This window comes from Enterobacter sp. Taxon_8, from assembly GCF_058354585.1.
The window spans coordinates 1,819,276-1,833,263 of the sequence record NZ_CM177989.1 but is presented as its reverse complement, the minus strand read 5'-3'; the positions used below and the strand labels follow the sequence as shown (position 1 = coordinate 1,833,263).

The 13,988-nt window shown below is 55.6% G+C and carries 12 protein-coding genes; 9 read left to right on the top strand and 3 right to left on the bottom strand.

Going from position 1 to position 13,988, the window contains the following annotated elements; all coding sequences use genetic code 11:
- The first annotated feature begins 27 nt into the window (after positions 1-27).
- From pabB to AC4IBF_RS08670, 4 genes are all read left to right on the top strand, one after another.
- Entirely contained in the window at positions 28-1,353 is a 1,326-nt protein-coding gene (gene pabB, locus AC4IBF_RS08685; protein WP_133294670.1) for an aminodeoxychorismate synthase component 1, read from the top strand.
- Positions 1,354-1,359: 6 nt separating this feature from the next.
- Positions 1,360-1,938 (top strand): CoA pyrophosphatase, encoded by a 579-nt coding sequence (locus AC4IBF_RS08680; RefSeq protein ID WP_111964789.1) that lies wholly within the window; start codon positions 1,360-1,362, stop codon positions 1,936-1,938.
- A 184-nt stretch (positions 1,939-2,122) separates the two neighbouring features.
- Positions 2,123-3,487 carry an L-serine ammonia-lyase gene (gene sdaA, locus AC4IBF_RS08675; protein ID WP_023312197.1) on the top strand — a complete coding sequence of 455 codons (1,365 nt, stop codon included), beginning with the start codon at positions 2,123-2,125 and terminating at the stop codon, positions 3,485-3,487.
- Between the two features lie 130 nt (positions 3,488-3,617).
- Positions 3,618-5,216 carry an EAL domain-containing protein gene (locus AC4IBF_RS08670; RefSeq protein WP_133294672.1) on the top strand — a complete coding sequence of 533 codons (1,599 nt, stop codon included), beginning with the start codon at positions 3,618-3,620 and terminating at the stop codon, positions 5,214-5,216.
- Between the two features lie 6 nt (positions 5,217-5,222).
- On the opposite strand, the gene yoaE is transcribed toward AC4IBF_RS08670, so the two are convergent.
- Positions 5,223-6,782: a CNNM family cation transport protein YoaE gene (gene yoaE / locus AC4IBF_RS08665; protein WP_111964792.1), complete on the bottom strand. Its 1,560-nt coding sequence runs from the start codon at positions 6,780-6,782 to the stop codon at positions 5,223-5,225.
- Positions 6,783-7,245: 463 nt separating this feature from the next.
- Here yoaE and manX point away from each other — a divergent pair, with 463 nt between their 5' ends.
- The 5 genes from manX (at position 7,246) to mntP (ending at position 11,401) form a co-directional block, all read left to right on the top strand.
- A complete protein-coding gene (manX, locus tag AC4IBF_RS08660; RefSeq protein ID WP_136195766.1) occupies positions 7,246-8,211 on the top strand; it encodes a PTS mannose transporter subunit IIAB in 966 nt (321 codons plus the stop codon).
- 46 nt (positions 8,212-8,257) lie between these two features.
- Positions 8,258-9,058, top strand: coding sequence for a PTS mannose transporter subunit IIC (gene manY / locus AC4IBF_RS08655; RefSeq protein WP_008500490.1), 801 nt, complete (start codon positions 8,258-8,260; stop codon positions 9,056-9,058).
- Positions 9,059-9,070: 12 nt separating this feature from the next.
- Positions 9,071-9,922 carry a PTS mannose transporter subunit IID gene (locus AC4IBF_RS08650; RefSeq protein WP_028018668.1) on the top strand — a complete coding sequence of 284 codons (852 nt, stop codon included), beginning with the start codon at positions 9,071-9,073 and terminating at the stop codon, positions 9,920-9,922.
- Between the two features lie 55 nt (positions 9,923-9,977).
- Positions 9,978-10,436, top strand: a complete 459-nt coding sequence (locus tag AC4IBF_RS08645) for a DUF986 family protein (RefSeq protein WP_136195767.1) — start codon at positions 9,978-9,980, stop codon at positions 10,434-10,436.
- 398 nt (positions 10,437-10,834) lie between these two features.
- Complete coding sequence (gene mntP / locus AC4IBF_RS08640) at positions 10,835-11,401, top strand: manganese efflux pump MntP (RefSeq protein WP_127731419.1); 567 nt, start codon at positions 10,835-10,837, stop codon at positions 11,399-11,401.
- Here mntP and rlmA read toward each other — a convergent pair.
- On the bottom strand, positions 11,398-12,213 hold the full coding sequence (rlmA, locus tag AC4IBF_RS08635) for a 23S rRNA (guanine(745)-N(1))-methyltransferase (protein ID WP_133294675.1): 816 nt from the start codon (positions 12,211-12,213) through the stop codon (positions 11,398-11,400). The genes mntP and rlmA overlap by 4 nt on opposite strands.
- 65 nt (positions 12,214-12,278) lie before the next feature.
- The gene (ftsI, locus tag AC4IBF_RS08630) at positions 12,279-13,985 is read right to left on the bottom strand and encodes a peptidoglycan glycosyltransferase FtsI (RefSeq protein ID WP_136195768.1); all 1,707 of its coding nucleotides are present in this window, start codon (positions 13,983-13,985) and stop codon (positions 12,279-12,281) included.
- Positions 13,986-13,988 lie beyond the last annotated feature (3 nt).

Below are 13,988 nucleotides of genomic sequence, written 5' to 3'. Positions count from 1 at the left end.
TTCACGCTGCCCGGTAGTATGCCACACATGAACATGCGCTTCCCCACTGTTATTACCCTGCCCTGGCGAACAGACGCCGCTGAATACTGGTTTGCCCGCCTGAGCCATCTTCCGTTTGCGATGCTGCTGCACTCCGGTCATGCGGACCACCCCTACAGCCGCTTCGACATTCTGGTGGCCGATCCGCTAAAGACGCTGACAACCGATGACCTGTCCTTAACTGGCGATCCGCTGGCGCAGCTTCAGCAAGCCATTAACGCGCTGGGCTTATCAGCCGCGCCGAACCCGGACTTCCCTTTTCAGGGAGGCGCGCTGGGCCTGTTTGGCTACGATCTGGGTCGCCGTTTCGAAGCGCTGCCCGAGCATGCGCAGGCTGATATTTCCCTGCCCGACATGGCCGTGGGGCTGTACGACTGGGCGTTAATTGTCGATCACCAGAAAAAAACGGTTTCCCTGCTGAGCCATCATGACGTGAAGGCGCGTCTGGCGTGGCTTGAATCGCAGCAGCCTGCACCGGCACAGACGTTCACATTGACCTCCGGCTGGCGCTCAAATATGAGTGCAGCGGAGTATGCCGAAAAATTCGCTCGCGTTCAGGCGTACCTGCAAAGCGGTGACTGCTATCAGGTTAACCTCGCCCAGCGTTTCCAGGCGACGTATCAGGGAGACGAGTGGCAGGCGTTTACCCGTCTTAATGCCAGCAACAAGGCGCCGTTTAGCGCGTTTGTGCGTCTGGAACAGGGTGCAATACTCAGTCTGTCACCCGAGCGATTTATTCATCTGGCCGAGGGCACGATTCAAACCCGTCCTATTAAAGGCACCTTGCCGCGTCTTGCCGATCCCGACGCCGATCGCCAGCAGGCGGAAAAACTTGCCGCCTCGCCGAAAGACCGCGCCGAGAACCTGATGATTGTGGACCTGATGCGTAACGACATCGGCCGTGTCGCCGAACCGGGCAGCGTGCGCGTGCCGGAACTGTTTGTCGTCGAGCCTTTCCCGGCAGTGCATCATCTGGTCAGCACCATAACCGCGCGTCTGCCCGCCTCTCGCACCGCCTGCGATCTGCTCCGCGCCGCGTTTCCGGGCGGCTCCATCACCGGCGCGCCAAAGGTGCGGGCGATGGAGATCATTGATGAGCTGGAGCCGCACCGCCGCAACGCCTGGTGCGGCAGCATCGGCTATATCAGCCTGTGCGGCACCATGGATACCAGCATTACCATTCGCACGCTGACGGCCTGCGACGGAAACCTTTACTGTTCGGCCGGGGGCGGTATTGTTGCCGACAGCCAGGTCGACGCGGAATATCAGGAAACCTTTGATAAAGTTAACCGTATCCTGAAACAACTGGAGTAATCACGGGTGGAAAAAGAGAACCTGACGCTGGATGATTTTTTATCTCGATTTCAGCTACTAAGACCACAGGTCAACCGCGAGGCGCTGAATCAGCGTCAGGCGGCCGTGCTGATCCCGGTCGTGCGTCGCGCGCAGCCGGGCCTGCTGCTCACCCAGCGTTCTCCCCATTTACGCAAGCACGCGGGTCAGGTCGCCTTTCCGGGTGGCGCAGTAGACAGCTCCGACGCCTCGCTGATTGCCGCCGCGCTGCGTGAAGCGCAGGAAGAAGTTGCCATTCCGCCTGAGACGGTGGAGGTCATTGGCGTGCTGCCGCCCGTAGATAGCGTCACCGGTTTTCAGGTCACGCCGGTGGTAGGTATTATCCCGCCGGACCTACAGTATCACGCCAGCGTCGATGAAGTCTCTGCAGTGTTTGAAATGCCGCTTGAAGAGGCGCTCCGGCTAAGCCGTTATCATCCGCTGGATATTCATCGACGAGGGCATGACCATCGGGTCTGGTTGTCCTGGTATCAGCATTATTTTGTCTGGGGCATGACGGCGGGCATTATTCGTGAACTGGCGTTGCAAATCGGCCTGAAGCCTTGACTATACTTTACATTCCATCCTTTTTCGCAGGTTTGCGATCCGCGTCGCGCTATTAGCAAAACCCATCGTCAACCATTAGTTTAATTCATGTGAATAGTTAAGCCGAGGTCGGTGTTCCCTCTTACACTATGCGCAGTTATAACATCGTTACTGGAACCCCGGTAACCCTGTCAGGAGTGTGAAAGTGATTAGTATATTCGACATGTTCAAAGTGGGAATTGGCCCTTCGTCTTCCCATACTGTTGGCCCGATGAAGGCCGGTAAACAGTTCGTCGATGATCTGGTCGAAAAAGGATTACTGGAAAGCGTTACCCGTGTCGCCGTGGATGTTTACGGCTCGCTGTCATTAACGGGTAAAGGCCACCACACCGATATCGCCATTATTATGGGTCTGGCAGGCAATATGCCGGATACCGTTGATATTGATGCCATCCCGGCATTCATCCGCGACGTGGAAACACGCGGCCGCCTGCTGCTGGCAAACGGCCAGCAGGAAGTCGATTTCCCGCAGGATGACGGCATGCGTTTCCGTAGCGACAACCTGCCGCTGCATGAAAACGGCATGACCATTCACGCTTACAGCGGTGAAAAAGAGATTTACAGCAAAACGTACTACTCCATCGGCGGTGGCTTCATCGTGGATGAAGAGCATTTTGGCAAAGATAGCGTCGGCGACGTCAGCGTACCGTACCCGTTCAAATCGGCTACCGAGATGCTGGGCTACTGCAAAGAGACCGGTCTTTCACTGTCCGGCATGGTGATGCAGAACGAACTGGCCCTGCACAGCAAGAAAGAGATTGAAGACTATTTTGCCAACGTCTGGCAAACCATGCGCGCCTGTATCGATCGCGGGATGAACACCGAAGGCGTTCTGCCGGGTCCACTGCGCGTGCCGCGTCGTGCCTCCGCCCTGCGCCGTATGCTGGTGACCACGGACAAGTTTTCCAACGACCCGATGAACGTGGTCGACTGGGTAAACATGTTTGCCCTGGCGGTTAACGAAGAAAACGCCGCCGGTGGACGCGTCGTGACGGCGCCAACTAACGGCGCGTGCGGTATCGTTCCGGCAGTGCTGGCGTATTACGATCACTTTATTGAGCCCGTGACGCCTGATATCTACATCCGCTATTTCCTGGCGGCAGGTGCCATCGGTGCGCTGTACAAAATGAATGCATCCATCTCCGGTGCTGAAGTAGGATGTCAGGGTGAAGTTGGCGTTGCCTGCTCCATGGCGGCGGCGGGCCTGGCAGAGCTGCTGGGCGCAAGCCCTGAGCAGGTCTGCGTGGCGGCTGAAATCGGTATGGAGCATAACCTCGGTCTGACCTGCGATCCGGTCGCGGGCCAGGTGCAGGTGCCGTGCATCGAGCGTAACGCGATTGCCTCGGTGAAAGCCATCAACGCCTCACGTATGGCGATGCGCCGTACCAGCGAACCTCGCGTATCGCTGGATAAGGTGATTGAAACCATGTACGAAACCGGTAAAGACATGAACGCGAAATACCGCGAGACGTCCCGTGGTGGCCTGGCCATTAAGGTGCAGTGCGACTAATACTGCTTTTCGCCCATCTGCAACGGATGGGCGAATTTCCCTCTTCTTTCTCGTCTCCTTCTGCTTTCCCCACTACACTTTCACTGTTGCGTCCGGCTTTTGTGGCTGGTGGCTTATCAGGCGACCGTTCATGCAAACTGCACAAACGATCATTAAAAACTATCGCCGAAAACGCGTTATCGTCTGTGTCACGGTTGCGCTCCTCACGCTCATCCTGACGTTAGGCATTCGCTTTATTTCGCAGCGCAATGTTAACCAACAGCGGATCCTCGATTTTACCAGCCACACCGTTCGCGCCCTTGATAACGTCCTGCTTTCTTTAGAGAACCGCCGCAGCGTGCTGCAGCCCCTGGTGGGGCAGCCCTGCCCGCAGGCGCACCTCGCGCTGCGAAAGCAGGCAGCCATTTTGCAGACGGTACGCTCCATCGCCCTGATTAAAGACGGTATTCTGTACTGCTCGAGTATTTTCGGCAGCCGCAATGTGCCCGTTCGCGACTTCCTGAAAGAATTACCCGCCAGCACAGCGAAGCTGATTTTATCGAGCGACCAGTGGCTGCTTAAGGGTAGCCCGATATTGATCCAGTGGTATCCTGTTTCTCAGGACGGTGAAGCAGGCGTCATCGAGATCATTAATATCGATCTGATCGCCAAAATGATTCTGGAGCCCCAGCGCCCGCTCATCAATGACGTGGCGCTGACCGTAGGCGATCGCTTTCTGCGCTATGGACAACGCGTCAGCGACAGCCTGACGTTTGATAAGGAAGGCTCGCTTTTCCAGCAATCATCAACCCGAAATCCTTTCACCATTACGGTCAGCGGGCCAGGCCCTGGAGAGTTAGCCTTAAAAAGCCTGCCAGCCCAGCTGCCTCTCGGGCTTATGCTGAGCCTGCTGCTGGGCTATCTCGCCTGGCTGGCAACGGCAAACCGGATGAGCTTCACGTGGGAGATCGATATGGGGATTGCGGGCCGGGAATTTGAGCTTTTCTGCCAGCCGCTGGTGAATGCCCGTACCCAGGCGTGCACTGGCGTGGAGATCCTGCTGCGCTGGAATAATCCGCGTCAGGGATGGATCTCTCCGGAAGTGTTTATTCCTCTGGCAGAAGAACATAACCTGATTGTCCCCCTGACCCGCTATGTGATCGCCGAAACGGTGCGCCAGATAGGCTACTTTCCCGCCAGCGCCGGTTTTCACATCGGCCTTAACGTCGCTGCCAGCCATTTCCGTAACGCGGTGTTGATACAGGACCTGAACCGTCTATGGTTCAGCGCCAGTCCGCGCCAGCAGCTGGTGATTGAGCTAACGGAACGGGATGCGCTGCTGGATGCGGATTATCGCATCGTGCGCGAACTGCATCGCAAAGGGGTGAAGCTCGCTATCGACGATTTTGGCACCGGCAACAGCTCTCTCTCCTGGCTTGAAAAGCTGCACCCGGACGTGCTGAAAATTGACCAGTCCTTCACCACCGCCATTGGTACAGACGCCGTGAATTCAACGGTGACGGATATGATTATTGCGCTGGGCCAGCGGCTGAATATTGAACTGGTTGCTGAAGGGGTCGAGACAGAGGAGCAGGCGCGCTATTTGCGCCGCCATGGCGTGCCTGTTCTGCAGGGCTTTTTCTATGCGCGGCCGATGCCGCTACGGGATTTTCCTAAGTGGCTGGCGGGAAGCGCGTCCCCGCCAGCGCATCATAACGGGCACATCGTGCCCTTAATGCCGCTGCGCTAAGCCGGCTTACTCATCTTCGTCGTGGGCAGATTGTTCTTTAACAATACGCACCATATCAACGCGATAGTCGTTGGCTTCAACGATCGTAATGTGCAGCGGCGAAAGCTCGATCACATCTCCGACGCGCGGGATTTGCCCGTTAACCGCGATAACCAGACCGGCAACGGTCGCGATGTCTTCTTCATCGTTGATGACGTTTTCCAGCCCCAGCGTATGCGAGAGCGCGTGCAGGTCGGTGGTACCTTTAACCAGCCAGCCTTCACCGTCGGCAACGATCTCTGGCGTTTCGTCTTCATCCGGGAATTCACCGGCAATCGCTTCCAGCACGTCCAGCGGCGTGACCAGCCCCTGCACCACGCCAAACTCGTTGGTGACGATAACAAAGCTACCGCGAGCGCGGCGCAGCACCCCGAGAAGGTTGATCGGATCCAGCGTTTCCGGTACGACAATCGCAGGCGATGCGGCAGCAACGGCTTCCACGTTGACGCCCTCTTCCAGGGCCACCAGCATCTCTTTCGCCCGCACGACGCCGATGATCTCATCCAGCTCGCCGCGACAAACCGGGAACAGGCTGTGCGGTGAAGAGAGCAGCTGCTGGCGAATTTCATCCACGCTCAGGTTAGCATCGACCCAGCTGATTTCACCGCGCGGCGTCATGATGCCGCGCAGCGAGCGGGAGGCCAGAGAGAGCACGCCGTTAATCATGTAGCGTTCCTGTTCTACAAACGCCCCTTCAGGCACCGGAACCGGGTTGTGGTTTTCGGAATCAGACTGAACGTTCACCTGACGGCGACCGCCCATCAGGCGCAGAATGGCATCTGCGGTACGGGCGCGCAGCGGCTGATTTGACTGCTGCTTAATAAAGTTACGACGCGCAATCTGGTTGAACAGCTCGATCAGGATCGAGAAGCCAATCGCGGCGTACAGGTAGCCTTTTGGAATATGGAAGCCAAAACCTTCCGCCACCAGGCTCAGACCGATCATCAGCAGGAAGCTCAGACACAGCACGACCACCGTCGGATGCTGGTTGACGAAGCGCGTCAGAGGCTTTGAGGCCAGCAGCATGACCGCCATCGCAATGACGACAGCCGCCATCATTACCGGCAGATGATTCACCATGCCGACCGCCGTGATCACCGCATCCAGCGAGAAGACGGCATCAAGCACCACAATCTGCAGCACTACCACCCAGAAGCTGGCATAACCTTTACCGTGCCCATCATCGTGCTGACGGTTTTCCAGCCGCTCGTGTAGCTCCGTCGTCGCTTTGAAAAGCAGGAATATCCCCCCGATCAGCATGATTAAATCACGCCCTGAGAAGGTGTAATCCATGACGGAGAACAGCGGTTTGGTCAACGTGACCATCCAGGAGATGACGGAGAGCAGTCCCAGTCGCATGACCAGCGCCAGCGAGAGACCAATCAGACGCGCTTTATCACGCTGTTTTGGCGGCAGTTTGTCCGCAAGGATGGCGATAAACACCAGGTTATCAATGCCGAGAACAATCTCGAGCACTACCAGCGTGAGCAATCCCACCCAGATTGACGGGTCCATTAAGAATTCCATGACAAGCTCCTGCTAAAGGAATGACGAAACGGTGCCCCACTCAACGTGGGCAAAACAGAGGTAGACAGAGTCGATACGTGGCGAGGATCGCCGGTGAATAAGGCGCGAAATGGCCTGGCAGATGACTGACGTCGGTGACGGTCCATATAGTGGGCTGTAGCCCTATACTCCTGAACAATTAAACGGAGGCTAAACATATCAGAGACAATGTGTTTTTAGCAAAGATTTACGTTCCTTTGCAAAGTTCTGTAACACAGCGGCTTTACTCTACGGATAAATCTCTAACGCGAGGCTAAATTACGGATCTTCATCACATAAATTATTTTTTCACTATCTAAAATAATTCGCGGAAGTCTTAGTTTTTTTGAACTCTAACCCTTATCTGAATCGATTCGGTTCGCCAATACGATTCTCAGTACGGCTGCCTGGCAGGCGTATTAATGATAATAAAAGGAGGTAGCAAGTGACCATTGCTATTGTCATAGGCACACATGGTTGGGCTGCTGAGCAGCTACTCAAAACGGCAGAGATGCTGTTGGGCGAGCAGGAAAACGTCGGCTGGATCGATTTCGTTCCCGGTGAAAACGCCGAGACGCTGATAGAGAAGTACAACGCTCAGCTCGCGAAGCTGGATACCAGCAAAGGCGTGCTGTTTCTCGTTGATACATGGGGCGGCAGCCCGTTCAATGCCGCCAGCCGCATTGTCGTCGATAAAGAGCACTATGAAGTTGTCGCCGGGGTCAATATTCCCATGCTGGTGGAAACCCTCATGGCGCGAGACGACAATCCGTCCTTCGATGAGCTGGTTGCGCTGGCCGTTGAAACCGGTCGCGAAGGGGTAAAAGCCCTGAAAGCACAGCCGGTTGAAAAACCTGCCCCTGCGCCTGCTGCGGCACCAAAAGCAGCTGCACCGGCAAAACCAATGGGCCCGAACGATTACATGGTGATCGGCCTTGCGCGTATTGATGACCGCTTAATCCACGGTCAGGTTGCCACGCGCTGGACCAAAGAGACCAACGTTCGACGCATCATCGTGGTCAGCGACGAAGTGGCCGCCGATACCGTACGTAAAACCCTTCTGACTCAGGTTGCTCCTCCTGGCGTTACCGCGCACGTCGTGGATGTCGCCAAGATGATTCGCGTTTACAACAACCCGAAATACGCGGGCGAACGCGTGATGCTCCTGTTCACTAACCCGACAGACGTTGAGCGCATTGTTGAAGGCGGCGTGAAAATCACCTCCGTGAACATTGGTGGTATGGCATTCCGTCAGGGCAAAACGCAGGTCAACAACGCCATTTCAGTCGATGCGAAAGATATCGAGGCATTCAACAAGCTGAATGCGCGCGGTATTGAACTGGAAGCCCGTAAGGTTTCCACGGATCAAAAACTGAAAATGATGGATTTGATCGGCAAAGTTGGGAAATAAGCCCCCGCCGGTTCTCATATAAAGTTTATGTAATAGGAGAAGTGCAATGGAGATTACCACTCTTCAGATTGTGCTGGTGTTCGTCGTCGCATGTATTGCGGGTATGGAATCCGTACTTGATGAATTTCAGTTCCACCGCCCTCTGGTAGCCTGTACGCTGATTGGGGCCGTTCTGGGTGACATGAAAACCGGTATCATCATCGGTGGTACCCTGGAAATGATCGCCCTGGGCTGGATGAACATCGGCGCGGCAGTTGCGCCCGATGCCGCGCTGGCCTCTATCATTTCTACCGTTCTGGTTATTGCCGGTCACCAGAGTATCGGTGCAGGTATCGCCCTGGCGATCCCGCTGGCAGCCGCAGGCCAGGTGCTGACTATCATCGTTCGTACTATCACCGTTGCCTTCCAGCACGCGGCGGATAAGGCGGCCGAAAACGGCAACCTCACGGCACTGTCGTGGATCCACGTTTCATCCCTGTTCCTGCAGGCGATGCGTATCGCGATCCCGGCGGTTATCGTGGCGATCTCTGTCGGTACCAGCGAAGTGCAGAGCATGCTGAACGCCATTCCTGAAGTGGTCACCGGCGGTCTGAATATCGCGGGCGGTATGATCGTGGTCGTCGGTTATGCGATGGTCATCAACATGATGCGGGCAGGCTACCTGATGCCGTTCTTCTACCTCGGCTTCGTGACCGCTGCCTTCACCAACTTCAACCTGGTTGCACTGGGTGTTATTGGTGCGGTAATGGCGATTCTCTACATCCAGCTCAGCCCGAAATATAACCGCGTCGCGGGTGCCCCAGCGCAGGCTGCTGGTAACAACGATCTCGATAACGAACTGGACTAACAGGTGAGCGAAATGGTTGATATGACAAAAACTACCACCGAGAAAAAACTCACTCCGGGTGATATTCGTGGCGTGTTCATCCGTTCTAACCTGTTTCAGGGTTCATGGAACTTCGAACGTATGCAGGCGCTCGGCTTCTGCTTCTCCATGGTTCCGGCGATCAAACGCCTGTATCCGGAAAACAACGAAGCGCGCCGTCAGGCGATCAAGCGTCACCTGGAATTCTTTAACACTCATCCTTACGTTGCGGCTCCGGTTCTGGGCGTAACGCTGGCGATGGAAGAACAGCGTGCAAACGGCGCAGAGATCGACGATGGTGCCATCAACGGTATTAAAGTCGGCCTGATGGGTCCGCTGGCCGGTGTCGGTGACCCTATCTTCTGGGGTACCGTGCGTCCGGTCTTCGCAGCGCTGGGGGCAGGTATCGCGATGAGCGGCAGCCTGCTTGGCCCACTGCTGTTCTTCATCCTGTTTAACGCCGTGCGTCTGCTGACCCGTTACTACGGTGTGGCCTACGGCTACCGTAAAGGGGTGGACATCGTTAAGGACATGGGCGGCGGCTTCCTGCAGAAACTGACTGAGGGGGCGTCAATCCTGGGCCTGTTTGTCATGGGAGCACTGGTTAACAAGTGGACGCACGTGAACATCCCGCTGGTGGTATCGACCATCACCGGTCAGGATGGTCAGACCCGCGTCACCACCGTGCAGACGATTCTGGATCAGCTGATGCCGGGCCTGGTGCCGCTGCTGTTAACCTTCGCCTGCATGTGGCTGCTGCGTAAGAAAGTGAACCCGCTGTGGATTATCGTTGGCTTCTTCATCATCGGTATCGCGGGCTACGCTGTCGGCCTGCTGGGTCTCTAAGTTTCAACGCTATTGGCCGGGGGCTTGCCCCCGGTTTTTTTTATCTGGAGGATGAATGACTGTCACGGACATCGTACTGGTTCTATTTATTGCTGCCCTTCTGGCTTACGCGATCTATGACGAGTTCATCATGCCGCGCCGTCACGGCGAGACGCTGCTCTCCCTTCCCCTTCTGCGACGCGGGCGCGTGGATGCGTTTATCTTCGCGGGTCTCATCGTTATTCTTATTTACAATAACTTCACCAGCCATGGTGCAATATTAACCACATGGTTATTATGTGCGCTGGCATTAATGGCTGTTTATCTGTTCTGGATCCGTACGCCGAAAATCATTTTTAAATCACGCGGATTTTTCTTCGCCAATGTATGGATAGAATATAACCGTATTAAAGAGATGAATTTGTCGGAAGACGGCGTGCTGGTGATGCAATTAGAACAACGCCGCCTGCTTATTCGGGTGAAGAATATTGACGATCTGGAAAAGATATACAATTTACTCCTGAAAACTCAATAGCTTAGATATATAGCAACGGCTATATTCTGCGTTTGTCTTGTGCAAGAAATATAGCCGTTGCTATATCCCATTCGTTAATTTGATCTCTATTTGTTAACGATATCTTCACGCTTAAAGACAAATGAAAATCGTTATCAACAAACGTTTTAAATAATGCCTCCTCATTGTTGTTTTATATTCTCAAAATATGTTAAGGTTGCGCCCGTCGTTGGGGAGTAGCCGATTTCCTGTTTACAGGAAATGTACGTGTCAACATACTCGTTGAAAAACGTGGCGCGTACGGATCGCTTACTGCACATCTTATGTGCATTGGGATCAGGCGAGACCATAGATACATCAACTGCTGTTTACTGGGGGCAGTGATGTGTCATATGGATATCCCCGGTCTGGACGCTGTTATGAATATCTCCGCTACGATCCTCCTCGCTTTTGGCATGTCCATGGACGCATTTGCTGCATCCATCGGAAAAGGCGCCACGCTTCACAAACCTAAATTCTCAGAAGCCCTGCGTACCGGCCTGATTTTTGGTGCGATCGAAACGCTGACCCCGCTTATCGGCTGGGGACTTGGCATGCTCGCCAGCCAGTTCGTGCTGGAGTGGAACCACTGGATTGCCTTCGTCCTGCTGGTGTTCCTCGGAGGCCGAATGGTCATTGAAGGTTTTCGCGGCGGTGATGAAGATGACGAGGAGCCGCAGCAGCGCCACGGATTCTGGCTACTGGTCACCACGGCAATTGCCACCAGCCTTGATGCGATGGCCGTCGGTGTCGGTCTGGCATTCCTGCAGGTCAATATTATCGCCACCGCGCTGGCCATTGGCTGTGCAACCCTGATTATGTCCACGCTGGGCATGATGGTCGGACGGTTTATCGGCCCGTTGTTGGGTAAACGCGCAGAGATCCTGGGCGGGATTGTGCTCATTGGCATTGGTGCCCAGATCCTCTGGGCACACTTCGCCGGTTAATCTTCGCGCTGCCAGACGTGGATGCTGAAATCCGTCTGGCAGTGAAATATTGTGTGTGCAGCTAACGTTCCCCATACTTCCGGTTTTGCCCGCCATGCGAACGGCGTCATCTGCAGCAACGCGGTGGCCTCTTCCCCTGTGAGCGACATATCATACGCCACGGTTTGCTCCTGCTTCAGGCTAAAACCGGCCAGCTGTTCAGAATGAGGGGCATGCAGACGTACTTCGTCGTAGATCAGACCTTTCAGCTCCATCAGATGGCGCGGGCCCGGCGTCACGGTGATAACCCATCCGCCCGGTTTCACCACGCGAGCCAGTTCTTCCGCTTTGCAGGGCGCGTAAATGCGGATAACAGCATCCATGCTGGCATCATCAAACGGCAGTCGGTGGCTGGATGCCACGCAGAACATCACTTCCGCGTAACGCTTTGCCGCCGCACGAATGGCCACTTTCGACACGTCCAGACCGAATGTGTTTAGACCCTTATCACGGGCAACCTCTGCAAATCGTGCGGTGTAGTACCCTTCCCCACAGCCGATATCCAGCACGGCGGTGGCTGAAGCAGGCAGTATGTCATTCACCATATGCGCGACGGCCTCCCGCAGCGGCAGATAGTGCCCGGCATCAAGAAACGCGCGACGCGCCTGCATCATCTCTGCACTGTCGCCTGGATCGCGGGAACGCTTATGCTGCACCGGCAAAAGATTCACATAGCCTTCTTTTGCCATATCAAACTGATGCCCCTGCGGACAGGTATAACTTTTATCTGAGTGCGTCAGGGGCGCGTGGCAAAGAGGACAGCTGAAGGACATGGTGACTCCGGAGCATAATCAAAGGGCGAAGTGTACCGCTATTCGCCCTGGTTATAAACGCCCGGTTAACGCATAACGATTAGGTGATCGGAACCCGCCGGTAGCCCGTCAGGTTTCACATTTTCCAGACGCAGCACGTTACCCATAATTTCACTGAAGACAGGCGCGGAGACGGCCCCGCCGTAGTAGGCGCCATTTTGCGGATCGTTAATGACCACCACCAGGGCAAATCGCGGATCGCTGGCAGGCGCAACGCCGGCAGTATAGGCGACGTATTTATCGACGTACTTCCCGCTATCGTCAATTTTCTTCGCCGTACCGGTTTTCACCGCCACCCGGTAATCACGAACGGCCGCCTTCACGCCCCCGCCGCCGGGCAGCGCGACGCTCTCCATCATGTGCTCCACCTCGTGCGCAATCTCTTCCGGCATGACGCGGTGCCCGATAACGGGTGGATCGATACGCGTAATCGAAAGAGGTCGCTCGAGCCCGAAGCCGCCAATCGTGGCGTAGACGTGAGCCAGCTGGAGCGGCGTTACCATCAACCCGTAGCCGAAGGCAAAGGTCGCCCGGTCGAGCTGGCTCCAGTATTTACGCTGGGGCAGCAGCCCCGCGCTCTCCCCCGTTAAGCCAAGCCCCGTATTCGTACCAAAACCAAAGTTTCGATAGGTATCAATAAGGTGCTGGACAGGCATCGCCAGCGAAAGTCGGGACACGCCGGTGTCGCTCGATTTTTGCAGGATCCCGGTCATCGTCAGTTCAGGATAATAGCCCACATCGCGGATACGATGCCCGTCCAGGGTATACGGATGAGTGTCAATCACGCTGTCGGGCTGAACCAGACCCTGCTGCAGGGCCGTCATCAGCACCAGCGGCTTGACGGTCGAACCGGGCTCGAACGTATCGCTGATCGCGCGGTTGCGAAAATCATTTATCGTCGCACCTTCCCGATTATTGGGATTGAAATCCGGATAGCTCGCCATCGCGAGTATTTCCCCGGTTGGGATATTAATGAGCACCGAAGCACCCGACTCGGCCTTATTCCAGGCCACGGCATTATCAAGCGCATCTTCAGTAATGGTCTGCAGCCGCTCGTCAATACTCAACTGAATGTTATGCGCTGGCGAGGGTGCCACTTCCGTCAGGTTTTCAACCACGCGACCGTAGCGATCTTCCCTTACCTGCCGAACTCCGGCCTTGCCGGTCAGCTGCGCGTTAAAGCTTTTTTCCATGCCTTCAATGCCCTGCCCGTCAATATTGGTGAAGCCAATCAGGTTCGCTGCCACATGGCCTGCAGGATAAAAACGGCGGGATTCATCGCGTAAATTGATGCCGGGCAGATTCAGCTTATCGATCCACTTTGCCTGTGCGGGATCGACCTGGCGGGCAAGATAAATAAAACGCCCCTGCGGGTTGGCGTTAATTCGCGCCGAGAGTGTGCCCAGGGAGAGATGCAGCGCATTTGCCAACGCCTGCCAGCGTTCATCAACGCCAACGCCTCCTTTTGCCAGCACCGTTTTAGGATCGGCCCAAACGGCCTGGACAGGCACGCTCACCGCCAGGGGTCGACCTGCGCGATCCATTATCATGCCGCGCGGCGCATCAATCGTCAGCTGGCGGAGGGATCGCATATCTTCCTGCTTTACCAGATTGTCAGGCTTGATGATTTGCAGCCAGGCAACACGGCCCAGCAAAAAAGCCAGACTACAAAAAATCGCTAAGCAGAGCAGTGCAAAACGCGCCGGCGTGAAATTGCCAGCGGTCGTAATCATTTT

Excerpts from the sequence above, each read along its gene's own strand:
- pabB (WP_133294670.1), top strand. The coding sequence starts at position 28 with ATGAACATGCGCTTCCCCACTGTTATTACCCTGCCCTGGCGAACAGAC.
- yoaE (WP_111964792.1), bottom strand. The coding sequence starts at position 6,782 with ATGGAATTCTTAATGGACCCGTCAATCTGGGTGGGATTGCTCACGCTG.
- mntP (WP_127731419.1), top strand. The coding sequence starts at position 10,835 with ATGAATATCTCCGCTACGATCCTCCTCGCTTTTGGCATGTCCATGGAC.
- ftsI (WP_136195768.1), bottom strand. The coding sequence starts at position 13,985 with ATGATTACGACCGCTGGCAATTTCACGCCGGCGCGTTTTGCACTGCTC.
- manY (WP_008500490.1), top strand. The coding sequence starts at position 8,258 with ATGGAGATTACCACTCTTCAGATTGTGCTGGTGTTCGTCGTCGCATGT.
- AC4IBF_RS08670 (WP_133294672.1), top strand. The coding sequence starts at position 3,618 with ATGCAAACTGCACAAACGATCATTAAAAACTATCGCCGAAAACGCGTT.
- AC4IBF_RS08650 (WP_028018668.1), top strand. The coding sequence starts at position 9,071 with ATGGTTGATATGACAAAAACTACCACCGAGAAAAAACTCACTCCGGGT.
- AC4IBF_RS08645 (WP_136195767.1), top strand. The coding sequence starts at position 9,978 with ATGACTGTCACGGACATCGTACTGGTTCTATTTATTGCTGCCCTTCTG.
- rlmA (WP_133294675.1), bottom strand. The coding sequence starts at position 12,213 with ATGTCCTTCAGCTGTCCTCTTTGCCACGCGCCCCTGACGCACTCAGAT.